Source organism: Sphingomonas sp. Y38-1Y, from assembly GCF_032391395.1.
Classification (GTDB): Bacteria; Pseudomonadota; Alphaproteobacteria; order Sphingomonadales; family Sphingomonadaceae; genus Sphingomonas.
The window spans coordinates 2,488,839-2,511,607 of record NZ_CP135916.1 but is presented as its reverse complement, the minus strand read 5'-3'; the positions used below and the strand labels follow the sequence as shown (position 1 = coordinate 2,511,607).

Genomic DNA, 22,769 nt, shown 5'->3' with positions numbered 1-22,769 from the left:
CTGGCCTTCGCCGGGGTACGAGCTACGGCGTCCGTGCTCCCGCGAAGGCGGAAGCCTACGGCGGCGGGCGACGGCGTTGGTGGCTCTGGGCTCCCGCCTTCGCGGGAGCACGGCATTTGACTGGCTTCGTACCGATCAAGGTCCAGTGCCATCTCTAACGTCGTCTTCACCATTGCGGCGGTAACGGCAACGCATGGTTAAGCGCTTCTGCCCGCCCCGGCCGCCGATCGCGGTGGTTCAATCCCTGGCCGTGATCGGCGGTGCCGCGACATTGTGGCTGGCGCCGCCGGCGGAGGGCGCGATGCTGCTGGTGCCGGCACCGGGCGCGAGCGTCGCCGCGCTCAATGCCGCGACGGGGGCGGGCGCGCGGTTGCTGGGGGCAGGCCGGTTGCCCGGAAGCCTGGTGGTGACCGGCCGGCGCGAGGCGATCGCGGGGGCGGTGCTGGCGGCCGACGCGTTGGTCGTGGCCGCGCGCCCGGTCCTTTGCGGCAAGCTGGAGCGACGCGCATGATCGCCGCCGCCAACGATCCGTGCAGCGTGTCGGCGCTTCGCCGACGCGGGCTCTTGATGATCGCGATGCTCGGCTGGGCGAGCGTCCTGGCGGTGACGCTGGTCGCGTTCATCGCGGGACAGCCGGCGCTGACGGTGTTCGCGGTCGGCGCGCTCGTCAACCTGCTGCCGAGCTGGGCGGCGGCGACCGGGCGCCACGATGGGCAGGCGCGGCTGCTGGCGGGAACGCTCGCGGCGGCGATGCCCGCGCTCCTCGTCTATGCGCTGGCCGGCCATGAGTGGCAGATGGACGCGCACATGTATTTCTTCGTGGCGCTCGCGCTGCTGACGGTGCTGTGCGACTGGCGGCCGATCGCGCTGGCGTCGGGGCTGATCGCGCTCCATCACCTGGCGCTCGAATGGATCGCGCCCGATTTCGTGTTCGCGGGCGAGGGCAATCTGGGCCGCGTGCTGTTCCACGCTGCGGCGGTCATCATGCAGTTCGCGGTGCTCGCCTATATCACCACGCGGCTGGCCAAGCTGGTCGACGATCAGGATCGCGCCGTCGCCGACAGCGGCCGGCTCGCCGCCGCAGCCGAGGCGGAGCGGGCGCGGGCGGAAGCGGCGCTCAAGCTCGCACGCGCCGCCGAGGCGCAGGCCGAACGCGCGCGGGCGGAGCGCCGCGAGGTCGAGCAGCGCCATGCCGCCGAGCGCCGCGACGAACTCCTCGCCTTCGCCGCCGATTTCGAGCGGTCGGTGGCGGGGATCGCGGTCGCGATCGAGGGGGCGGCGAGCGGCCTCGATTCATCGGCCGCGTACCTCGACACGATGTTCGGGGCGGCAGGGCGCGAGGCGGGCGAGGTCGCGGCGAACGCGGTCGACGCGACGGGTCAGATCCGGCGCGTGGCGGGGGCGATCGCGACGCTCGGCCATTCGATCGGATCGATCGCGGCGGCGGCCGAGCAGCAGCGCGAACTGACCGAGGTGGGGCGCTCCAAGAGCGAGCAGAGCAGCGCGACGATCGCGGCGCTCACAGACTGCGCGCAGGAGATCGGCGGCTTCATCGACCAGATCCGCGCGATCGCGGCCAAGACCAACTTGCTGGCGCTCAATGCGACGATCGAGGCGGCGCGGGCGGGTGACGCCGGGCGCGGCTTTGCCGTGGTCGCGGGCGAGGTGAAGGGCCTGGCGGCCGAGACCGAGCGCGCGAGCGGGCGGATCGTCGACATCCTCAACGACGTGCGCCGGACGGCGGTCGCCTCCGGCAGCGATGCCGAACTGATGTGCGAGGCGGTGCTGGAGGTGTCGGACGCCGCGCACGGGATCGCGGCGGAGGCGGCGGACCAGCGCAGGCTCGCCACCGCGATCGAGGACAGCGTGGCGCGGGCGGCGAGCAACGCCGACCTGATCGAGCAGCGGATCGAGGCGCTGGCGGAGCGGGTGGCGACGGCGGGATCGCTGGCCGCGGACCTGCGGGGATCGACGCGGGCCTTGTCGCGCAACGCGCACGAACTGCGCGGGTCGGCGGATCGGTTCGTGCGCCACCTGCGCGAGGTGCCGCTGGAGGCGGCGGCTTAGCCGGCGCGATCCCGATTACTCGTCACCCCGGACATGTTCCGGGGTCCACCTGTCCGCCAACCAAGCCGCTGCTGAGTACGCGGAACGGTGGACCCCGGAACAAGTCCGGGGTGACGGTTGAGGGTGGGCTTTCTTGCGGTGACGGAGAAGAAGTGGGATCCCGGATCAGGTCCGGGATGACGGAACTTCAGAAGCTCGGCTGGTCGGGGTCGCCGTCGTTCGGGTCGACGTGGATGCCGCATTCGGTCTTGTCCCAGCCCTTCCAGCGCCCCGAGCGCGGGTCTTCGCCGGGCGCGACGCGGCTGGTGCAGGGGGCGCAGCCGATCGAGGGATAGCCCTGGGCCACCAGCGGGTGCGCGGGGAGGTCGTGCCGGGCAAAATACGCCTCCAGATCCTCGCGCGTCCAGGTGATGAGCGGGTTGATCTTGAGGCGATCCCCGTCGAGCTCAAACCGCGGCAGGTTGGCGCGGGTCGCCGCCTGAAACGCCTTGCGGCCGGTGATGCTCGCGTCGAAGCCGACCATCGCCTTGTCGAGCGGCGCGACCTTTCGGATCTCGCAGCAGCCATCGGGGTCGTAGGACCAGCGAAGGCCGGTGCCGTCGCGCTTTTCCAGCATCTCGGCATCGGGCGTCAGGATGCGCAGGTCAGTGAGGCCGAGCCGTGCGACGAGGTCGTCGCGATAGGCCAGCGTCTCGGCGAAATGCTTGCCGGTGTCGAGGAACAGGACCGGCGTCGAGCGGTCGGCCTGTGCGACGAGGTGCAGCAGCACCGCCGATTCCGCGCCGAAGGAGGAGACGACGGCGACGTCGCCGACCATCTGCTCGCCCAGCACGACGCGCAGCATCTCGGCGGTGTCGCGGCCGCGGAACAGGTTGTTGAGCCGCAGCGCATCGGCGGCGGTGAAGCGCGGGGCCACGTCGATACGGTCGATGCGGCGAAGGGCGGCGTCAGCCATGGCGGAGCCTCCAGACGGGCGTGCGGCGGTCGGCCGCGCCCTGATAGACATGTTCGTGGCGATCGAGCGCGCGGGCGAGCGCGCTCTCGTCGACGGGCTTGGCCGGCGCGAAGCTGTCGAAGCCGCAGCGACGCATCAGCGGGATTTGGTCGACCAGCACGTCGCCCTCGGCGCGAAGCTCGCCGGTATAGCCCGCCTCGCGCAGGATCGACGCGGCGGAATAGCCGCGCCCGTCACGAAACGCGGGAAAGCTCACCTCGACCAGCGCCAGGCGGTCGAGATGCGGGAGCAGCACGCGCGCATCCTCGCCCGCCTCGATGCGGACGGCGGTGGCGTTGGACTGGCCGAGGAAGGCGTCGAGCGTCACCGCCGGCTCGTCATGCGCGGGCTCGTCGCGGAAGCGGAGGGGGGAGCCCGTCATGCCGCGCTCTCCGGCAGCTTGACGATCGCCTTGATCTCGAACCGGAACCCCGCGAGCCAGGTCGAGCCCGGCGCGGTCAGCGCGGGGCGGGGGCCGTCACCGAAGCGCGCGGCGACCTGTTCGAGGACGAACGGGATCGCCGCGTCGGGATCGATCATGAACAAAGTAATGTCGACCACGTCGTCGAAGCTCGCGCCCGCCGCCTCCAGGATGGCGGCGAGATTGTCGAAGGCGAGCGTGACTTCCTCGCCCAGATCCTCGGGCGGGGTGCCGTCGGCGCGCGCGCCGACCTGGCCTGACGCGAACAGGAAACCGTTTGCGCGGACCGCGGGCGAATAGCCGTGCTCACGATAGAGCGCGTGCGGGTTGGCGGGCCAGACGGTGTCACGACCGGACATAGATGACCTCCTTGAACGGCTCCATGCCGATCCGGCGATAGGTGTCGACGAAGCGCTCGCCGGGTTCCCGGCGCGCCTTGTAGAGGTCGGTCACGCGCTCGATCGCGTCGACAACGCCGTCCTCGTCGAAGCCGGGGCCGGTGATGCGGCCCAGGCTGACGTCCTCCGCGCCCGATCCGCCGAGGAGGAGCTGGTAGTTCTCCGTTCCCTTACGGTCGACGCCCAGGATGCCGATGTGGCCAGCATGGTGGTGGCCGCACGCGTTGATGCAGCCCGAGATCTTGAGCTTGAGCTCGCCCAGGTCGCGCTGGCGCTGTGGATCGGCGAAGCGGCTCGAGATCTTCTGCGCCAGCGGGATCGAACGCGCGTTGGCGAGGCTGCAATAATCGAGGCCGGGGCAGGCGATGATGTCGCCGATCAGGTCGAGGTTCGCCTCGCCCAGCCCGGCCGCGTCCAGCGCCTGCCAAAGCGTGTAGAGATCGGCCTTGCGGACGTGCGGCAGGACGAGGTTCTGCGCGTGGGTGACGCGAAGCTCATCGAAACTGTAGCGCTCGGCCAAGTCGGCGATCAGGTCCATCTGCTCGGCAGTGGCGTCGCCGGGGATGCCGCCCGCGGGCTTCAGGCTGATCGTCGCGATCGCATAGCCCGGCGCCTTGTGCGCGGCGACGTTCTGGTCGAGCCACAAAGCGAAGTCGGGATCGCTGCGATCGACGGCGTCGGGCGCATCCGCCTGGAACGGCGGATCGGCGAAGAAGGCGGCGATGCGGTCGAACTCAGCCTTTGGCGGGTCGAGGCCGAGCTCTTTGACCGCAACGAACTCCTCCTCGACCTGGCGGCGATATTCGTCGACGCCGATCTCGTGCAGCAGGATCTTGATCCGCGCCTTGTAGATGTTGTCGCGCCGGCCGTAACGATTGTAGACGCGCAGGCACGCCTCGAGATAGCTCAGCAGGTCGTCGATGGCGACGAACTCGCGCACTTCGTGGGCGATCATCGGCGTGCGACCCATGCCGCCGCCGACGAAGATGCGCGCACCCTGCTCGCTATCCTTCGACACGATCTCGATGCCGATGTCGTGGAGGCGCATCGCCGCGCGATCCTCGGGCGCGGCGATGACAGCGATCTTGAACTTGCGCGGCAGGTAGCTGAATTCGGGGTGGAAGGTGCTCCATTGGCGAAGCAGCTCGGCCCAGGGGCGCGGGTCGGTGATCTCGTCCGCGGCGGCGCCGGCATATTGGTCGGAACTGATATTGCGGATGCAATTGCCGCTGGTCTGGATGGCGTGCATCTCGACCTTGGCGAGCTCGGCGAGGATCTCCGGCGCGTCCTTCAGCTGGATCCAGTTGTACTGGAGGTTCTGGCGCGTGGTGAAATGGCCATAGCCGCGGTCGTAGCGACGCGCGATGTCGGCGAGCACGCGAAGCTGCGCGGCATTGAGCGTGCCATAGGGGATGGCGACGCGCAGCATATAGGCGTGAAGCTGAAGATAGAGGCCGTTCATCAGCCTGAGCGGCTTGAACTGATCCTCGCTCAGCGCGCCCGACAGGCGGCGCTCGACCTGGTCGCGGAACTCCGCGACGCGGGCGTCGACGATGGCCTGGTCATATTGGTCGTAGCGGTACATTAAATCAGCTCCAGCGCCGTTCGGTCCGAGCGCAGTCGAGGACGACTGCCGAGCGTAGCGAGGCACCTCGCTGCGCTCGGCGATGTGTCTCGACTTCGCTCGACACGAACGGAAAGGTCATATCACCCAGCTTCCCGCGCCCGGATCGGCGGGCTTGAGCGTCAGGTCGGTACGCACGGTGGGACCGAGCGCGCGGATGCGGTCCTTGATGTGCGCGGGGCGGGGTCCTGCGGGCGTGGCGGTCGCGTCGATGACGTAGGGGACGTTGACGCGGCGCGTCGCCTCCTCCTCGCGACCGATGCGCTCGCCGGCTTCGCCGACGTCGGCCGCGTCCTCGACATGGCGCGACCAGTCGCTGCCCGTCCACCAGACGACGTCGCCGGTGACGAGGTCGTTGCCGGTCAGGATCTTCATGCCGCCATTCCTTCTGCGACGCGCGCCCAGCGCGCCAGCTTGTCCTCGGCATCCGAGAGTTCGACGACCTCGCCGACGACGATGATCGCGGGGCTCTCGACGCGCTCGCGCTCCACCATCGCGCCGAGGTCCGCGAGCAGCGTCTTGAGCGCGCGGTGGCCGGGCTGCGTGCCCTTTTCGAGCACGGCGACGGGCATGTCGGGGGCGACGCCGTCCATCATCAGCTTTTCGGCGATGGCGGCGGCGGTGGCGACGCCCATGTAGATGACGAGCGTGCGGCCGCGGCCGGCAAGGCCCGACCAGTCCTGTTCGGACAGCCCCTTGCACTGGCCCGCGACGAAACTGACCGCGCTCGAATGATCGCGGTGGGTGAGCGGCAGCATCGCTTCGGCCGCGCAGCCGAGCGCCGCGGAGACGCCGGGGATCACCTCGACCGCGAGGCCGGCGGCGCGGACCGCCTCGACCTCTTCGCCGCCGCGGCCGAAGATGAAGGGGTCGCCGCCCTTCAGCCGCACGACGATGGAGCCGGCCTTCACATGCGCGACGATCAGGGCGTTGATCCCCTCCTGCGGCACGGTGTGGCGAGCGCGCTTCTTGGCGACCGAGATGCGCTGCGCGGTCGCGGGAGCGAGATCGAGGACGCGCGGGTCGATCAGCCCGTCATGGACGATCACGTCGGCGATCCTGAGCGCCTCGACCGCGCGGACGGTCAGGAGGCCGGGATCGCCGGGGCCGGCACCGACGAGGATGACGCGCCCGCGCGCATCGGGATCGAGAAGGCTTGCCATGGCCGCCGATGTGGGCCGGGGGCGGCCGGGTCACAACCGACGGATGCTTGGGTGCGGGGTAGTGGAGCTTTTGCGGTGGTAGGCGCGGTCCCTGCCGTTCGCCCCGGGTTCAGACAAGGCCGGCGCGAAGCGAGTTGAGGCATCTTCCGTCTGCCGTCCGGGCGGCACCAATCATCGAAGATCGGGCAACAACCGGGTCGAGCGATAGTAGAACGCGGCAGCAATGACGACAAAGGACACCGTCCATGGCCCAGATCAACGGTACCAGCGGCAATGATCGCCGCGAAGGTACGCTCGGCAACGACGTCATCAACCTGTTTCGCGGCGACGATTTGGCGTTCGGGCGCGCGGGCAACGACATCATCTATGGCAACGAGGGCAATGACGACCTGCACGGGCAGGACGGCAACGATCGACTGGTCGGCGGGGTCGGACAGGACGAGCTGTATGGCGGCAAGGGCAACGATGTGCTGATCGGCGGGCCGGGGGCCGACTACCTTACCGGCGGCGAGGGCGCCGATCGCTTCGTCTATCAGGAGATCCCCAAGGACGCATATGGCGCGGTCGAGAACATCCTCGACTTCTCCTATGCGGAGGGTGACCGGATCGACCTTTCGGCGATCGACGCGCGGCCCGACATTGCCGGCGACCAGGCGTTTCGCTTCGTCCAGGGCAACGCGTTCACCGGCGGGCGCGGCGAGGTTCTGACGCTGTATCTCGATATCGGTGACGGGCGGAAGGTGAAGTCGGTCGAGATTGACATGGATGGCGACCGGTATGCCGACATGACGATCGGCGTTCCCGGTGGCGGCGACATGCCTCCGGGCGCCCTGATCCTCTAGCCCTCCCGCAACCCCACGCCGATCGAGGCGCGGGCAGACTCCGCCTCGCTGGAGACCACCGGGAAGGCGCAGTAATCGGCGGCGTAATAGGCGCTGGGGCGGTGGTTGCCGGACCAGCCGACGCCGCCGAACGGCGCCGACGAACTGGCGCCGTTGGTCGGCTTGTTCCAGTTGACGATGCCCGCGCGGATGCCTGCCCAGAACTGGTCGTAGAGGCGCGGGTCCTGACTGACGAGGCTGGCGGACAGGCCGTAGCGGGTGGCGTTCGCCTCGGCGAGCGCGCCTTCGAAGGTGTCGGCGCGGATCACCTGGAGCACGGGACCGAACAGCTCGACATCGGGCTTCTCGCGCGCGTCGGTCATGTCGACGATGCCGGGGGTGAGGAAGGGGCGACCGTCGACCGGGCGCTCCATGTAGCGGATCGGGCGGCCGCCCTGGCTCATCAGCGCGAGGAAGCTTTCCGTCAGCATGTCGGCGGTGTCGTTGTCGATCACCGGCCCCATGAACGGGGCCGGGTCGGCGTGCGGCTCACCGAGGATGAGGCGGCCGGCGAGCTTGGTCACTTCGTCGACCAGCGGCTCGAACAGGCGGGCCTCGACGATCAGGCGGCGCGCGGCGGTGCAGCGCTGGCCGGCGCTGGTGAAGGCCGATTGCACGACGAGGACTGCCGCCGAATAGAGGTCGGGCGCACCCCAAACGACGATCGGGTTGTTGCCGCCCATTTCGAGCGCGAGGATCTTCTCCGGCGTTTCGGCGAATTGGCGGTTGAGCGCGAGGCCGGTGCGCGCCGATCCGGTGAAGAGCAGGCCGTCGATGCCGGGGTGCTGCGAGAGTGCGCGGCCCGCCTCGGGGCCGCCCAGGAGAATGCGGACGCAATCCTCCGGCACGCCGGCGGCGCGATAGCAGTCGACGAGAAACTGGCCGACGGCGGGCGTCTTTTCCGAAGGCTTGAACACGACGGCGTTGCCCGCGAGCAAAGCGGGGACGATGTGGCCGTTCGGCAGGTGCGCGGGGAAGTTGTACGGGCCAAGCACCGCGAGCACGCCGTGCGGCTTGTGCCGGAGCGCGAGGCGCGAATTCATCGGCGCTTCGATCCGGCGCTGGCCGGTCCGTTCGGAAAAGGCGGTGATCGAGATGTCGACCTTGCCGATCACAGTATCGACCTCGGTCCGCGCTTCCCACAGCGGCTTGCCCGTCTCGCGCGCGATCAGGTCGGCGAACGCGTCATAGCGCTGGCGGACGACGTTGGCGAAGCGGCGCATCGTCTCGACGCGATAGGTCATCGGCCGCGCGGCCCAGCCCGCCCAGCCGGCGCGGGCGGCGGCGACCTCCGCATCGGCATCGCCCGCCGCACCCCGCCAAAGGACGGCCCCGGTCGCGGGTTCGATCGAGATCAATTCGCTGGCTGACACTGGACGCTTTCTGCCTCGCTCCCCGGAAGCGGCGGGTTCTGCATCAAAGCAGGGGCAAACGCCACCCACCGTGACCGACACATTGCCGTTCGATGTACCCCGGCGAAGGCCGGGGTCCAACTGAGGGACGGTGGCGCCTCTCGTTGGCCGGTCGCAACTGGACCCCGGCCTTCGCCGGGGTACGAACAGAGGTTCAGGCGAGCGCGTCTCCCATGGCGCGGATGGCGGCGACCTTGTCGTAGAGGGGCTGCCAATCGTCGCGCTGGTCGATCGCGGACCAGAGCGTCTCGACCTCGTCGATCAGCATCGAGACGGGCGGGCCGGACCAGTGCGGGTGGTTACGGCCCTTGCGCGGCGCATAATCGACGAGGCGCTCGCGTGCCTCCGCGAAGGCGTCGCCATAGCTTGGCGGAATCGTGCCGCCGAAGCTGTCGTGGAAGAAGTCGTCGATGCCGGTGTTGCATTCCCGCAGGCCGCGTTCGAGCGCCTCGATCAGGGCCGCGTCCTCTTCGCCGCGCGGGGTGACGCCAAGCCGCCAAAGCAGCGCGCGGGCGACGGCGGGCGGATAGAGGTCGCCGAACCGCTCCAGCGCCTCGATCAGTGGCGGCGCTTCGGAGAGCGTGCGGAGCGCCACGGCAAGTTGCATGCAGTTCCAGTGGATCGCCTCCGGCTGGCGACCGAAGGCGTAGAGGCCGGCATGGTCGAAATAGGCGGCGGTGAAGCCGGGGTCCCAGGTCGGCGCGAACCGCCATGGGCCATAGTCGAAGCTCTCGCCGGTCACGTTGATGTTGTCGGTGTTGAGCACGCCGTGGACGAACCCCGCGGCCATGTAGCTGGCGGCGAGCGTCGCGGTTCGCTCGACGACGTGCGCGAGCAGCCGCTCCGGCGCATCGTCGCCGCCCGCCTCGGCGTAGAACTCGCGCAGGCAATAGTCGGTGAGCGCGGCCATGCTTTCGGCATCGCGAAGATAGGCGAGGCGCTGGAACGTGCCGATGCGGACGTGGCCGTGGCTGAGCCGGACGAGGACGGCGCCGCGGGTGGGAGAGGGTTCGTCGTTGCGCTCCAGCTTCTCGCCCGTTTCGACGATCGAGAAGGTGCGGCTGGTGGGGACGCCCAGCGCCTGGAGCATCTCGGTCGCGAGCAGTTCACGCACCGCGCCCTTGAGCGTCAGCCGGCCGTCGCCGAAGCGGCTGTAGGGCGTTTGGCCCGACCCTTTGGTGCCGAGGTCCATGAGGCGGCCGCCGCGATCGCGAAGCTGGGCGTAGAGGAAGCCGCGGCCGTCGCCGATCTCGGGATTGTACACGCGGAACTGGTGGCCGTGATAGCGGAGCGCAAGCGGGCGGGGGAGGCTGCCGGGCAGCGGATCGAACCGGGCGAGATGCGCGATCCAGGCGTCGTCGGTCAGGTGCTCCAGCCCCACCTCCGCAGCGGCGCGGTCGTTGCGCCAGCGCAGGATCGTCTGCGGAAAGCGTGCGGGATCGACCGCGTCGTAAAAGGCGTCGCCCAGCGTCTCGATCACGCGTTCGGGGCGGGGAAGGGTCGGCGCTTGCGTCGGTTCGGCCATGCGGCGATATGGGTGGCGATGGCCACCGCCCGCAACCCGCACGCGTTTTCCGATGGCTATTGGTGGTCGGGCGACGGCGTCCGCCTGCATTATCGCGACTATGCGGGACCGGCGGACAAGCCGCCGATCCTGTGCCTGCCGGGGCTGACGCGCAACGCCCGCGATTTCGAGGCCGTGGCCGAGCGGCTGTCGCCGGACTGGCGCGTCATCGTCGTCGAGCTGCGCGGGCGCGGTGAGAGCGGCTATGCCAAGGATCCGATGACCTATGTCCCGCTCGCCTATCTTCAGGATGTCGAGCGGCTGGTCGACGAGCTGAAGCTCGAGCGGATCGTCGCGTTCGGCACTTCGCTGGGGGGCATCCTGACGATGCTCCTGGCGGCGACGGGACGTCCGCCGCTCGCCGGGGCGCTGCTCAACGATGTGGGGCCGGAGCTCGGCAAGGGCGGGCTGGAGCGGATCCGCGGCTATGTCGGCAAGCCCGCGCAATATCCGACCTGGATGCACGCGGCGCGCGCGATGGCGGAGGCGAATGGCGACGTCTATCCGGGGTACGGTGTCGAGGAGTGGTTGGGCATGGCCAAGCGGCTGCACCGGCTGACGTCGGCGGGGCGGATCGTGCTCGATTATGACATGAAGATCGCCGAGCCGTTCCGCGTGCCGGGGAACGAGGCGGGGGTCGATATGTGGCTGGCGCTCGACGCGATGAAGACGGTGCCGACGTTGGTCGTGCGCGGCGATCGGTCGGACATCCTGGCCGCCGACGTTGCCGATCGCATGACCGAGCGGCTGGACGCGGGCGAACTGGTGACGGTGGCGAACACCGGGCACGCGCCGACGCTGGACGAACCCGACGCGGTCGCCGCGATCGATCGACTGCTGGCGCGCGTCACCCACCCGTGACCGTCAACATCCTGCACCTTCATTCCAGCTTCGACCTGGGGGGCAAGGAAGCGCGCGCGGTGCGGCTGATGAACGCGTTCGGCAAGCGCGCGCGGCACACGATCGTCTCGGGCGTGGAGGGGGCGTATGGCGCGCGGTCGGCGATCGCCAAGGGCGTCGTCCATGAGATCGCGCAGAACCCGCCGCCGCTGACCGGCAAGCCGTCGGTCGCGCGGTACGAGGCGATCGCGCGGTACCTGCGCCGCTTCGACTTGGTGCTCACCTATAACTGGGGTGCGGTCGACGGGGTGATGGCGACGCGGGTGTTTCCCAAGGGTGCGCCGCCAATCGTCCACCACGAAGACGGCTTCAACGCCGACGAGGCCGAGCGGCTGAGCCGGATGCGCAACTATTACCGCCGGGTGGCGCTGGGGGCGGCGCATGCGGTGGTGGTGCCGTCCGAGCGGCTGGAGAAGGTGGCGCTTCAGGTGTGGAAGCAGCCGCGCGGCCGCGTCCACCGCATCTCCAACGGCATCCCGACCGCGCTCTATGCGGGGCGGCCCGATCCCAAGGCGATTCCGGGCTTCGCCAAGGGTCGCGAGGCGGTGATCGGGACGATGGCGGGGCTGCGCGCGGTCAAGGACCTGCCGCTGATGGTCCGCGCGGTCGGCGGCGTGCCGCAGAATGTGCGGCTGGTGATCGTCGGCGAGGGGCCGGAGCGTCAGGCGATCGAGAACCAGGCGGCGGCGATGTTCATGAGCGACCGCGTCCACCTGCCGGGCTTTCTGGCGGAGCCGCACCGCTATGTCGGGCTGTTCGACATCTTCATGCTGAGCTCCTTGAGCGAGCAGCAGCCGATCTCCGTCATGGAGGCGATGGCGGCGGGACTACCGGTCGTCGCGCCGCGCGTGGGCGACATCGCGTCGATGGTCGCGCCGGAGAACCTGCCCTATCTGGCCGACTGGCGGACGGAGATCGAGCTTCGCGATCGGCTGGCGCCCCTGGTCGCCGATGCCAAGCTGCGCGGCGCGGTCGGCGCGGCCAATCGTGCGCGCGCCGCCGCGACGTTCGACGAGGGCGTCATGATCGAGGCGTACGCAACCCTTTATGAGGGTGCGATGAAACGACCGGGTGTGCTACACGCATAATCCATGCTCGCGCTTGGCGACGAATGCCGCTAGCGCGCACCGCTTGCAGTCTGTCCGGAGGAAGTCTTGTTCAAGGGTCTGTCACCCATCCGTTATAACGGCCAGGAAGTCTGGCCGCTGATCGAGGGGGGCAAGGGCGTCGCCGCGACCAACCACGCATCCGCCGGCGCCTGGGCCGCGGCGGGCGGCATCGGCACGGTCAGTGCGGTCAACGCCGACAGCTATGACGCCGAAGGCAAGATCATCCCGCAGATCTATCATGCGCTGACGCGGCGCCAGCGGCACGACGAACTGGTCGAGTATGCGATCGAGGGCGCGGTCCAGCAGGTCAAGCGCGCGTGGGAGATCGCCGGCGGCAAGGGCGCGATCAACATCAACGTACTATGGGAGATGGGCGGCGCGCAGCGGGTGCTGCATGGCGTGCTGGAGCGGACGCGCGGCATGGTGGCGGGCGTCACCTGCGGCGCGGGTATGCCCTATAAGCTCAGCGAGATCGCCGCCTCCTACGGCGTCAACTATCTGCCGATCGTGAGCTCGGGCCGGGCGTTCCGGGCGCTGTGGAAGCGCGCCTATTCCAAGGCGTCGGAGTGGCTGGCGGCGGTCGTCTATGAGGATCCGTGGCTGGCGGGCGGGCATAACGGCCTGTCCAATGCCGAGGATCCGCTGGCGCCGCAGGACCCCTATCCGCGCGTCAAGGCGCTGCGCGACGTGATGCGCGAGGGCGGCATTTCCGACGAGGTGCCGATCGTGATGGCGGGCGGCGTCTGGCACCTGCGCGACTGGAACGATTGGATCGACAATCCCGAGCTCGGCGCGATCGCGTTTCAGTTCGGCACCCGGCCGCTGCTGACGCAGGAAAGCCCGATCCCCGAGGAGTGGAAGGCGCGGCTGACGCAGCTGGAGCCCGGCGACGTGCTGCTCCATCGCTTCTCGCCGACCGGCTTCTATTCGTCGGCGGTGCGCAACCCGTTCCTCCGCAGCCTGGAAGCGCGGTCGGAGCGGCAGATCCCCTTCTCGACGCAGGAAGCGGGGGACCATGTCTTCCAGCTCGACGTCGGGGTGAAGGGCAAGAATTTCTGGGTGACGCGCGGCGACCTGCTGCGCGCGCGCGAGTGGTTCGGGCTCGGCTTTACCGAGGCGCTGAAGACGCCCGACAACACGCTGGTGTTCGTGACGCCCCCTGAGAAACAGGTGATCCGCAAGGATCAGGCCGACTGCATGGGCTGCCTCAGCCAGTGCGCGTTTTCGAGCTGGGCGGATACGGAGACGAACTCGACCGGCCGGCTGGCCGATCCGCGCAGCTTCTGCATCCAGAAGACGCTTCAGGACATCGCCCACGGCGGGCCGGTCGACGAGAATCTGATGTTCGCGGGACACGCCGCGTACAAGTTCAAGCAGGACCCGTTCTATTCGAACGGCTTCGTGCCCACCGTGAAGCAGCTGGTCGACCGGATCCTGACGGGGGATTGATCCCTCATGTCGGGCGAAGTCGAGACTGAGCTCCTGACTTCGCCCGACCCGAATGGCGTCGCTTAGTCGACGACGGTGCCCACGACCGCGCCGCCGACGCCGCCGACCGCCGCGCCCTTCCTGACGTCGCCGCCGGTCGCCGCCGCGACACCGGCGCCGCCCGCGCCGCCGATCGCCGCGCCGCGCAATGTCGAGCAGGCGCTGATGCTGGTGGCGGCGGCGACGAGCATGGTGGTGGCGAGAAGTTTCCGCATGGTTTCCTCCTGTTGATGTGGATCAACGGTGGTACGCGCGAATCCGAATAGCCGTTCCAGGCGTTCCGCTATGGAAACAAACAATTACACACGCTGGTGTATCGATCAGCGCCCGCGCCAGATGCGGAGCGGCTGACCGGCGGCGCGGCCGCGCTGGTGCGTGGGACAGGTGGTGTAGCGGAACCGCGTGTCCATGCAGAGCCACACCTCGTCCAGCCAGCCCTGACGATCGGCGGTGACGCGCAGCATCGCGGGGGTGAGGCCGGGATTGGCGCGCGCGAACGCCTGTTCGAACTGGCTCGTCGTCAGCCCGCGGCGGCGTGAGAGTGCGTCCATGTCGGGATAGCGGACGCGGCCATAGAGCCGGGTCGAGCGATCGAAATAGGCGGCGGGCGCGATGCCCATGCACGTGCCATGCTTGGCATATTCGTGCTGGAGCAGCTGGACCGATGGGGTCGCGCACAGGTTGCGGCGGATCACCGCCGCGGGCAGCGCGGGGGCGGCGCGGCAATATTGCGGCCATTCGCGCCCACGCCCGTCGGGCCACAGGCCGTGGAGCGTGAAGCCGAACCCGTTGCCGCCGCCGCATTGCAGCCGGGCGGAAGCACGGTCGCCGGCGCCTTTGCAGAATTGCGGGCTCCAGCTGAGCGCGAGCGTATAGCTGCCGATCGGCACCACGCGGCGGGGCTCGCGCGCGGTCGGTCCCTCGACGCGCGGGTCGGGGAGGTCGCCCGGGATCGCGCAGCGATACGCCTGGGCCGAGGCGGCGGCGGGCACGACCAGCGCCGCCGCGGCGGCGGCGAGCACGGCAAGCTTCACCGGAAGGTCTCGTCGAGATCGTCGACCCGCGAGCCGCGGAACCAGGCGGCGGCATCTCGGCGGAACAGCATCACGATCGACGCGGTCTGGAGCACCCAGCCGAGCGCGCCGAGCGCCCCAGCCGCGCCGGGCGGGAAGGTCCCCATCGCCACCGAGAACAGCAACGAAGCGAGCCCGAGGACGAACAGGACGACCAGGATCCAGCGCGCGGCATTGCTCGCGCGGCGGGCGACGAAATACCAGAGCGCGACGTTGATGACGAGGCCGATGCCGATCGAGAAGATCAGCACGCCGGCGCCGAGCGGCTGCGCCCCGCCCGCCGCGCCGAGCTGACCATAGACGAGCGTCGAGTTGACGAGCCCGATCAGCAGCGCGGCAAGAAATAGCCGTTCGAACCAGATGATCGACGGTGGTCGCATGTGCCCGAATCCCCTTTGGTTTCGGGCACGATAGCCGCGCGCGGTCGCGCCGCCAATCAGGCTGGCGCCAGGTCGAGGCCGATATCGGCGGCCGGCGCGGACTGGGTCAGGCGGCCGACGCTGACATAATCGACGCCGCTTTCGGCAATGGCGCGGATCGTGTCGAGGCGGACGCCGCCCGATGCCTCCGTCCTGGCGCGACCGGCGACGAGCGCGACCGCCTCGCGCAGCATCGCCGGCGCCATGTTGTCGAGGAGGAGGTGCGTCGCGCCCGCGCCGATCGCGGGTTCGATCTGGTCGAGGCGGTCGACCTCGACGATGATGCGCGGGATGCCGGCGGCGACGGCGCGGGCGGTCGCGGCCTCGACCGATCCGGCGACGGCGACATGATTGTCCTTGATCATCGCCGCGTCCCACAGCCCCATGCGGTGGTTGGTCGCGCCGCCCATCCGCGTCGCATATTTCTCGATCAGGCGAAGGCCGGGCAGCGTCTTTCGCGTGTCGAGCAGCACCGCGCCGGTGCCCTCGATCGCGTCGACATAGCTGCGCGTCAGCGTCGCCACGCCCGACAGATGCTGGACGGTGTTGAGCGCCGAGCGTTCGGCGGTGAGCAGCGCGCGCGCCCTGCCCGAGAGGCGGAGCAGGTCGGTGCCCGCGGGCACGGCGGCGCCGTCCTCGACCAGCCGCTCGATCCGGACATCGGGATCGAGGTTGCGGAAGAACGCCTCCGCGATCGGCAGGCCGGCGACGACGATCGCGTCGCGGCTGTCCATCACCCCGTCGAAGCGCGCATCGGCGGGGATGACCGCCGCCGACGTGACGTCGCCGCCGGGGCCCAGGTCCTCCGCCAGCGTCGCGGCGACGAAGGCGTTCAAATCGAAAGCTTCCAGTCCATGCATAGGCCGCGGGTAATCGCAGGTTGCCGTGGCGGCAACGCATCGCGTCGGAAAAATGCAACGGTCGCGCTGATCGGATGATTGACAGTCGCGCGGCGAAGTTCAACCATCCCGGCCAGTTAAGGGCCGGTCCGCTACTTGGCGGCCGGGGCGGGGAAGAGACGGGCGCCAGACAGGCGGTCGAACGCGGCGAATAAAACACCATGGATCGCACGCCGCGATTCGAAATCGTCCCCTTCTCGTCATGGTCGAACACCGGGCATATGGCCCGGTCCCGGCCCGTATGCGACCGAGCGCAAGGGGATGATTATGGGTATGATGAACAGCCGGGCTGCCTTTGTTTTCGACAGCAATGCCGGCGACGCACTGGCACTGGCGCGAACCGCGGGGCGCAGCGTTCTCAACGCGGTGGATGCCGGACTTCATCCGCAGGGTTGCTCGTGCGGGCTGCACGGCGCCGGCGTCAACGACCCCAAGATCCTGACCAACGATGCCTCGGTCGACCCCCAGGCGGGCACCACCGCGCCCAATGGCAAGCCGATCTGGAACCTCCAGCAGATCACCGAGAACCTGAACCGCAACGGCCATAGCTGGAACCCGGGCGGCGACAACACGGTGCAGAAGGGCGACGCCGATCCCAAGACGATCACGTTCGGTTTCTTCAACAACCTGAGCGATCTGGAGGGACAGGGCTACACGTTCGAGTATCTCGGCGGCTATTACGGCTCGGACGAGTATTTCAACTTCACGGCGTTCACCGCCGAGCAGCGTGCGGCCGCGCGCCAGTCGCTCCAATATTGGGACGACGTGCTGAATGTGAAGTTCGTCGAGACGAACTCCGCCAATGCCGACATCAATTTCGGCGGCCTGGCCGATGCGCCCGAAACGCAGGCCTATGCCTATTTTCCGCAGAAGACCCTGTATGGCCTCGCATCGATCGACGCGCAGGTGCAGGGGCTGGGCGGCGACGTCTGGGTCTCGTCCAGCCAGGCGAGCAACTTCCAGTTCCAGCAGGGCGGCTATGCCGGCAACACGCTGACGCACGAGATCGGCCACGCGATCGGCCTGGACCATCCGGGCAAGTATAATTTCGGCCCCGGCTTCTCGGTCAACTACGCGAACGGCGCCGAATATTATCAGGATGCGCGCAACTATACGATCATGTCGTACTGGAACCCGCGCGACATCGGCGTGCGCGACACCGATTTCCGCATCCACACGATCAGCTATGGCCAGACGCCGATGCTCCACGACATCTATGTCGCGCAGCAGATGTACGGCGCCGACATGACGACGCGGACCGGCAACACGACCTACGGCTTCAACAGCAATGCGGGCCGTGCGGCGTTCGACTTCACCGTCAACACCGCGCCGTTCGTGGCGATCTGGGATGCCGGCGGCAACGACACGCTGGACGTGTCAGGCTACAACACCAACCAGATCATCGACCTGAATCCCGGCTCGCTGTCGTCGATCGGCGGCATGACCCAGGCCGAGGTGCTGGCGCTCAGCCTGGATCAGGTGAACGCCAACCGCGCGGCGGCGGGTTATGCGCCGATCACGCAGGCGACCTATCAGGCCAACATCAACGCGGTGCTCAACGATCCCTTCCGCGGGCGCCTGACCGACAATGTCGGCATCGCCTACGGCGCGATCATCGAGAATGCGGTCGGCGGCGGTGGCAACGACACCATCTATGCCAATGCGGCCGCGAACCGCATCGACGGCGGCGCGGGCGTCGACACCGTCAGCTATGCCACCGCGACGAGCGGCATCACCGTCAGCATGGTCGCCGGCACCACGGGCGGCGGCGCGGCGGGCGACCGCCTGATCGCGATCGAGGGCGTGATCGGCTCGCGCTTCAACGACACGATCACCGGCGACGCGCGCGACAACATCATCGGCGGCGGCATCGGCGGCAACGACCGGATGGACGGCGGCGCGGGCATCGACACGCTGACCTATGCCGACTCGCTGACGGCGGTGACGGTCAACTTCCAGACCAGCCAGTTCGCCGGCGGCGCGGCGGGCGATGTCGCGTTCGGGTTCGAGAACATTATCGGCTCGGCGTTCAACGACACGCTGACCGGCAACGTCCAGAACAACGTGCTTATGGGCGGCGCGGGCAACGACGTGCTCGACGGCTTCCTGGGCAACGACACGCTGGATGGCGGTGCGGGCAACGACACGCTGACAGGCGGGATCGGCAACGACATCTTCAAGTTCGGCGAGGCCAATGGCGCTTATGACACGATCACCGACTTCCTGAGCCGGGTCGACAAGATCGACGTGTCGGCGATCGACGCCAATACGGCGATCGCCGGCAACGACGCGTTCGTATTCATCGGGTCGAACGCCTTCAACGGCACGGCGGGTCAGCTCCGCTTTGCCGGCGGGCTGCTCCAGGGCGACGTCAACGGCGACGGCAATGCCGACTTCACCGTCAGCATCGGCAACAAGGCGCTGGTCGTCGGCGACCTCGTCCTCTGATCCAGCGAGGGGGCGGGCGGCCGGGTCGACCGGCCGCCCGCCCTTTTTGCGTCAGAACGAGAAGGCGGCGAAGTCGGTGCTGAGGACCGCGTCGCCCAGCTTCACCGCGCCGGCGATATCGTCGTAGCGGAGCGCCAACGCGCCATCGGCGAAGCGCAGCGTCGTCGCCTCCGTCCCGATCGGCAGCGTGTAGCTGCCGCCGCCACCCTCGATCACGACGCTGCTGCCCGAGCGCGCGGCGCGGAAGCCGTCGGCGTCGCCGGCGATGACGATCGTGTCGCCGCCGGCGTTGAACGACGCGTCGAAGATCGCGTGGCTGCCCGCGAGGAGCGTCACCGTCTCATGCCCCTCCGGCGTGCCGAAGATGAGGAGATTGCCGCCGGCGGTCGCTTCACCATCGGTGAAGAGCGAGAGGAAGGCGGGGACGTCCGGATCGGTCGCGACGGCTGCGGCGGCGTCCGATTTCGCCGCGATGGCGGCGGCGCTGTTTGTCACGACCTGCGAGCCCAGGCGGACCTCAGCGGCATCTTCATGGTAGCCGAGATCGCGCGCGCCGTCGTCAAAGACGAGATCGGTGCGCGCGCCGATCGGCACCACCACCTGTGTGTCGCCATCGTCGAGGATCACCGACGAGCCGCTTCGCACGACCGTCCAGGCGGCGGCGTTTCCGGTCAGGCGGACGCTGTCGCCGCCCAGGTTGAACGACGCGTCGAGCGTCACGCGACCCGCCATGTCGAGGATCGTCAGCGCCTGTGCGCCATCGTCGCCGAACACCAGCGAGGGGCCACCGATCGTCGCACGCGCGCCCGCCGATGCGGCGAGGATGTACGAAGGCTCCTTGGCGGTCAGGTCGACGACCTGGTCGCGAAAGGCGATGCGCTCGATATTGGCGAGGGTGTCGCTGATCGTGCCGTCGCGCAGCGCGACCGAATAGCCGGTGCCGACCTTGGTGATCGTCGCGTCGGCAAAGGCCGCGTCATAGCCTGCCGTGTCGATGCCAGCACCGCCGTCGAGCGTGTTGCGGCCAGCGCCACCGACGAGCCAATCGTCGCCAAGGCCGCCGTCGAGCCGGTCGTCGCCCTTACCGCCGGTCAGGCGGTTGGCGACGTCGTTGCCCAGCAGGACGTCATCCCCGGCGCCGCCGACCGCGTTCTCGATCGTCGCGCCGAACGCGATGCCGAGATTGTTCTGCCAGGTGAAGCTCGTCTCGTCGAACTGCTCGCGGATGAAATCGCCGGCCCAGCCGACCTTGCCCGTCCAGTGGCTGGCCTGGCTTTCCGCCGACCAGATGCCGATGCTCGACATCGCGCCGGGGCGAAGGTCGACATGGCTCGCTCGCGTGAAGTTGGACAGGTCGATCGTGTCGTTGCCGCCCGCGTCCCAGATCGTGCGGATCGAAGCCTCGTCCTGGTCGAAGCGATAGACGTCGTCGCCAGTCCGCGTGCGCGTGTCGGCGCCGTAGATCGACTGGACGGCGGCGATGTCGAGGATCGTCGGTCCGACCGTCGGCACCCAGGCGAACAGCGAATAAAGCCCGTCGGCGCGCTCCTCGAAGGTCGTGACGATGCCGTCCTTCGGCGCGTCATAGGCCATCACGGTATGGCGCGTATCGTCATAGGCGGTGGGCAGGGCAGGGTCGTCGAAGCTGTGCTTCAGGCCGAGCGCATGACCGATCTCGTGCACCAGCGTGGTATAGGCGTCGTCGGTCGCGCCAAACGCCGAGCCGCGATAGTCGCTGTCGATCCAGATGTCGCCCGTGCGGCCGCTGCTGCCGAGCGAACCCATATAGGCGATGCCGCCGACGTTCCCCGCCAGGTTGGTGAAGGCGACGCGCACCTCGCCCGCCTTGTCGGCAGTTTCGATCACCTCGGTAAAGTTGGGGGCGATCACCTCGTCCCAGGCGGCGATGGCGCGGCGCATCGCATCGGCCTGAACCGCGTTGAAGATGGAATAGTCGGTCGAGGGCTCGTCGCCGGCGCCATAGTCGGCCCAGCGGCTGACAGTGTTCGCGATGGAAAAGGTGAACTGGCCCGTTCCCAGGCCGAACCCGGACTCGACCAGCCCGGCCGCGATCGCCTCACGGCTCAATGTCAGCAGCACGCCCCGATACTCCCCACAAACCCCAGCGGACAGCCTAAGCGCGCCAACCGGTTAACACGAAGTGGAGGGAAGCGGACCGATGCGACGGACTGAGGGGCGTCAGTTCATGTCCTCGTCGGGCGCGACGCCCCACAGCCGCGCTTGCTCGACAAAGCCGCCGCGACCCTTGACGTCGAGATAGCACCAGCCGCGCGCGCAGCGGCTGATCCGGCCGACGACGCCGGGCGCCGCGCGCCAGGCGGTCCGGCCCGAGGCGGCCGGCTGATCGCGCAGCACCGCGATCCCGCCCTGGATGATCGCGGTGCGCGTGTCGCTGAGGAGGCCGACCTGCATCCATCCTTGCGTGCCACCGGGATCCTCGACCTTGCGCCAGTCGCGATAGATGTCGACGACCTTGATCGGCAGGTCGGCGCGGACATAGAGCCAACTCGCCGGATAGTTGCGGCCCGGCCCCGTCCGCATCCGCGCCTTCGACGCGGAGATCGAGGCGTAATAGGGCGGCTTGCGCGTCTGCGCCTCGAGCGCGGTCACGCCCAAGCTCGTCATCAGCAATGCCGCCATCGCGGCGCTCCAGCGGGATACGCGCATCAAACTGTCCTGTTGCCCTTTGCCCCACTAACCGGATCGGACGGCCGGCATCAATGGCGTTGACTGGACGCGGCGGGCGCGCCAAGCCCGCGGGCATGGCCGATCCGACGCGCTTGTCCCGCCCCCGGCGCCCCCGCGTGATCGTGACGCGGCAGCTTCCCGAACCGGTCATCGCGCGCATGGACGAGCTGTTCGAGCTCGTCCCCAATCGGGACGACCATGCGTTGTCGCGCGAGCAGCTGGCCGCGGCAATGGCGGATTGCGACGTGCTGGTGCCTGGCGTCACCGACCATCTGGATGCCGAGCTGATCCGGGCCGCACCCAATCGCCTGCGGCTCCTGGCCAATTACGGCGCGGGGGTGAACCATATCGACCTCAAGGCGGCGCGGGCGCGCGGCATCGTCGTCACCAACACGCCGGGTGTCCTGACAGAGGATACTGCCGACATGACGATGGCGCTGATCCTGTCGGTGCCGCGACGGCTGGCGGAGGGCGAGAAGCTGGTGCGATCGGGCGCGTGGACGGGGTGGAGCCCCTGCGCGATGCTGGGCCACCGCATCGGCGGCAAGGCGCTGGGCATCGTCGGCATGGGCCGCATCGGCCAGGCGGTGGCGGTGCGCGCACGCGCGTTCGGGCTGTCGATCCACTATCACAATCGCCGGCGGTTGCCCGCGGTGGTCGAGGAAGCGCTCGGCGCGACCTGGCATGCCGATCTGGACGAGATGCTGGGCGCGATCGACATCCTGACGATCCACACGCCGCGCAATGCCGAGAGCGAGAACCTGATCGACCGGCGGCGGATCGGGCTGCTCGGGCCGCACGTCTATCTCATCAATGCTTCGCGCGGTGGGATCGTCGACGAGGAAGCGATGGTCGAGGCGCTGGAGGCCGGGCGGCTGGCGGGCGCAGGGCTGGACGTCTGGCATTATGAGCCGGCGATCGACCCGCGGCTGCTGGCGCTGCACAATGTCGTGATGACGCCGCACATGGGATCGGCGACGATGGAAGGTCGCGTGGCGTCGGGCGAGAAGGTGATCGCCAACATCCGCGCTTGGGCGGACGGGCATCGCCCGCCGGATCAGGTGCTGGAGGGGTGGGCCTGACTAACGCGCCCCGTTCGTCCTGAGCCCTTCGGCAGGCTCAGGGCAGGCTTGTCGAAGGACGTGTTGCGGACGATGCGCACCGGGTACGTGCTTCGACAGGCTCAGCACAAACGGGCTT

Annotated in this window: 22 protein-coding genes; 8 read left to right on the top strand and 14 right to left on the bottom strand. The window is 68.9% G+C overall.

The window, feature by feature from the left end; genetic code table 11:
• The first annotated feature begins 193 nt into the window (after nt 1–193).
• Nucleotides 194–511: a hypothetical protein gene (locus RS883_RS11960; protein WP_315760420.1), complete on the top strand. Its 318-nt coding sequence runs from the start codon at nt 194–196 to the stop codon at nt 509–511.
• The gene (locus RS883_RS11955; protein ID WP_315760419.1) at nt 508–2,067 is read left to right on the top strand and encodes a methyl-accepting chemotaxis protein; all 1,560 of its coding nucleotides are present in this window, start codon (nt 508–510) and stop codon (nt 2,065–2,067) included. The genes RS883_RS11960 and RS883_RS11955 overlap by 4 nt, the downstream gene beginning before the upstream one ends.
• A 187-nt stretch (nt 2,068–2,254) precedes the next feature.
• Here the strand turns inward: RS883_RS11955 and RS883_RS11950 are convergent, their stop codons facing one another.
• From RS883_RS11950 to cobA, 6 genes are all read right to left on the bottom strand, one after another.
• Entirely contained in the window at nt 2,255–3,022 is a 768-nt protein-coding gene (locus tag RS883_RS11950) for a phosphoadenylyl-sulfate reductase (RefSeq protein WP_315760418.1), read from the bottom strand.
• Entirely contained in the window at nt 3,015–3,443 is a 429-nt protein-coding gene (locus tag RS883_RS11945) for a DUF934 domain-containing protein (RefSeq protein ID WP_315760417.1), read from the bottom strand. The genes RS883_RS11950 and RS883_RS11945 overlap by 8 nt, the downstream gene beginning before the upstream one ends.
• Nucleotides 3,440–3,841, bottom strand: a complete 402-nt coding sequence (locus tag RS883_RS11940; RefSeq protein ID WP_315760416.1) for a Rid family hydrolase — start codon at nt 3,839–3,841, stop codon at nt 3,440–3,442. Before RS883_RS11940 ends, RS883_RS11945 begins: the two co-directional genes overlap by 4 nt.
• Nucleotides 3,828–5,465, bottom strand: coding sequence for a nitrite/sulfite reductase (locus RS883_RS11935; RefSeq protein ID WP_315760415.1), 1,638 nt, complete (start codon nt 5,463–5,465; stop codon nt 3,828–3,830). Before RS883_RS11935 ends, RS883_RS11940 begins: the two co-directional genes overlap by 14 nt.
• A gap of 117 nt (nt 5,466–5,582) precedes the next feature.
• Nucleotides 5,583–5,879: a DUF2849 domain-containing protein gene (locus RS883_RS11930; protein ID WP_315760414.1), complete on the bottom strand. Its 297-nt coding sequence runs from the start codon at nt 5,877–5,879 to the stop codon at nt 5,583–5,585.
• The gene (gene cobA / locus RS883_RS11925; RefSeq protein ID WP_315760413.1) at nt 5,876–6,667 is read right to left on the bottom strand and encodes a uroporphyrinogen-III C-methyltransferase; all 792 of its coding nucleotides are present in this window, start codon (nt 6,665–6,667) and stop codon (nt 5,876–5,878) included. Before cobA ends, RS883_RS11930 begins: the two co-directional genes overlap by 4 nt.
• Before the next feature lie 245 nt (nt 6,668–6,912).
• Between cobA and RS883_RS11920 the strand changes: the two genes are divergently transcribed.
• Entirely contained in the window at nt 6,913–7,509 is a 597-nt protein-coding gene (locus RS883_RS11920; RefSeq protein ID WP_315760412.1) for a calcium-binding protein, read from the top strand.
• Here the strand turns inward: RS883_RS11920 and astD are convergent.
• On the bottom strand, nt 7,506–8,921 hold the full coding sequence (gene astD, locus RS883_RS11915) for a succinylglutamate-semialdehyde dehydrogenase (RefSeq protein ID WP_315760411.1): 1,416 nt from the start codon (nt 8,919–8,921) through the stop codon (nt 7,506–7,508). The two genes, RS883_RS11920 and astD, sit on opposite strands and share 4 nt — an antisense overlap.
• A gap of 193 nt (nt 8,922–9,114) precedes the next feature.
• Nucleotides 9,115–10,485 (bottom strand): protein adenylyltransferase SelO, encoded by a 1,371-nt coding sequence (locus tag RS883_RS11910; protein ID WP_315760410.1) that lies wholly within the window; start codon nt 10,483–10,485, stop codon nt 9,115–9,117.
• Between the two features lie 18 nt (nt 10,486–10,503).
• On the opposite strand from RS883_RS11910, the gene RS883_RS11905 reads away from it, so the two are divergent.
• The 3 genes from RS883_RS11905 to RS883_RS11895 all read left to right on the top strand — a co-directional run bounded on the left by RS883_RS11905 (nt 10,504) and on the right by RS883_RS11895 (nt 13,982).
• Nucleotides 10,504–11,385, top strand: coding sequence for an alpha/beta hydrolase (locus tag RS883_RS11905; protein WP_315760409.1), 882 nt, complete (start codon nt 10,504–10,506; stop codon nt 11,383–11,385).
• On the top strand, nt 11,382–12,512 hold the full coding sequence (locus RS883_RS11900; RefSeq protein WP_315760408.1) for a glycosyltransferase: 1,131 nt from the start codon (nt 11,382–11,384) through the stop codon (nt 12,510–12,512). The genes RS883_RS11905 and RS883_RS11900 overlap by 4 nt, the downstream gene beginning before the upstream one ends.
• A gap of 66 nt (nt 12,513–12,578) precedes the next feature.
• Nucleotides 12,579–13,982, top strand: coding sequence for an NAD(P)H-dependent flavin oxidoreductase (locus RS883_RS11895; RefSeq protein ID WP_315760407.1), 1,404 nt, complete (start codon nt 12,579–12,581; stop codon nt 13,980–13,982).
• A 62-nt stretch (nt 13,983–14,044) separates the two neighbouring features.
• On the opposite strand, the gene RS883_RS11890 is transcribed toward RS883_RS11895, so the two are convergent.
• The 4 genes from RS883_RS11890 to nadC all read right to left on the bottom strand — a co-directional run bounded on the left by RS883_RS11890 (nt 14,045) and on the right by nadC (nt 16,373).
• Entirely contained in the window at nt 14,045–14,236 is a 192-nt protein-coding gene (locus tag RS883_RS11890; protein ID WP_315760406.1) for a hypothetical protein, read from the bottom strand.
• Nucleotides 14,237–14,341: 105 nt separating this feature from the next.
• Nucleotides 14,342–15,055, bottom strand: coding sequence for a ribonuclease T2 (locus RS883_RS11885; RefSeq protein WP_315760405.1), 714 nt, complete (start codon nt 15,053–15,055; stop codon nt 14,342–14,344).
• Nucleotides 15,052–15,474, bottom strand: coding sequence for a hypothetical protein (locus RS883_RS11880; protein ID WP_315760404.1), 423 nt, complete (start codon nt 15,472–15,474; stop codon nt 15,052–15,054). The genes RS883_RS11885 and RS883_RS11880 overlap by 4 nt, the downstream gene beginning before the upstream one ends.
• Before the next feature lie 56 nt (nt 15,475–15,530).
• Nucleotides 15,531–16,373 (bottom strand): carboxylating nicotinate-nucleotide diphosphorylase, encoded by an 843-nt coding sequence (nadC, locus tag RS883_RS11875; protein ID WP_315760403.1) that lies wholly within the window; start codon nt 16,371–16,373, stop codon nt 15,531–15,533.
• A gap of 315 nt (nt 16,374–16,688) precedes the next feature.
• On the opposite strand from nadC, the gene RS883_RS11870 reads away from it, so the two are divergent.
• Nucleotides 16,689–18,860 carry a M10 family metallopeptidase C-terminal domain-containing protein gene (locus tag RS883_RS11870; protein WP_315760402.1) on the top strand — a complete coding sequence of 724 codons (2,172 nt, stop codon included), beginning with the start codon at nt 16,689–16,691 and terminating at the stop codon, nt 18,858–18,860.
• Nucleotides 18,861–18,911: 51 nt separating this feature from the next.
• On the opposite strand, the gene RS883_RS11865 is transcribed toward RS883_RS11870, so the two are convergent.
• Both RS883_RS11865 and RS883_RS11860 read right to left on the bottom strand, forming a co-directional pair.
• Nucleotides 18,912–20,960, bottom strand: a complete 2,049-nt coding sequence (locus RS883_RS11865) for a M10 family metallopeptidase (RefSeq protein WP_315760401.1) — start codon at nt 20,958–20,960, stop codon at nt 18,912–18,914.
• 99 nt (nt 20,961–21,059) lie between these two features.
• On the bottom strand, nt 21,060–21,548 hold the full coding sequence (locus RS883_RS11860; RefSeq protein ID WP_315760400.1) for an SH3 domain-containing protein: 489 nt from the start codon (nt 21,546–21,548) through the stop codon (nt 21,060–21,062).
• Nucleotides 21,549–21,643: 95 nt separating this feature from the next.
• On the opposite strand from RS883_RS11860, the gene RS883_RS11855 reads away from it, so the two are divergent.
• The gene (locus tag RS883_RS11855; protein ID WP_315765100.1) at nt 21,644–22,651 is read left to right on the top strand and encodes a D-glycerate dehydrogenase; all 1,008 of its coding nucleotides are present in this window, start codon (nt 21,644–21,646) and stop codon (nt 22,649–22,651) included.
• Nucleotides 22,652–22,769: the final 118 nt, after the last annotated feature.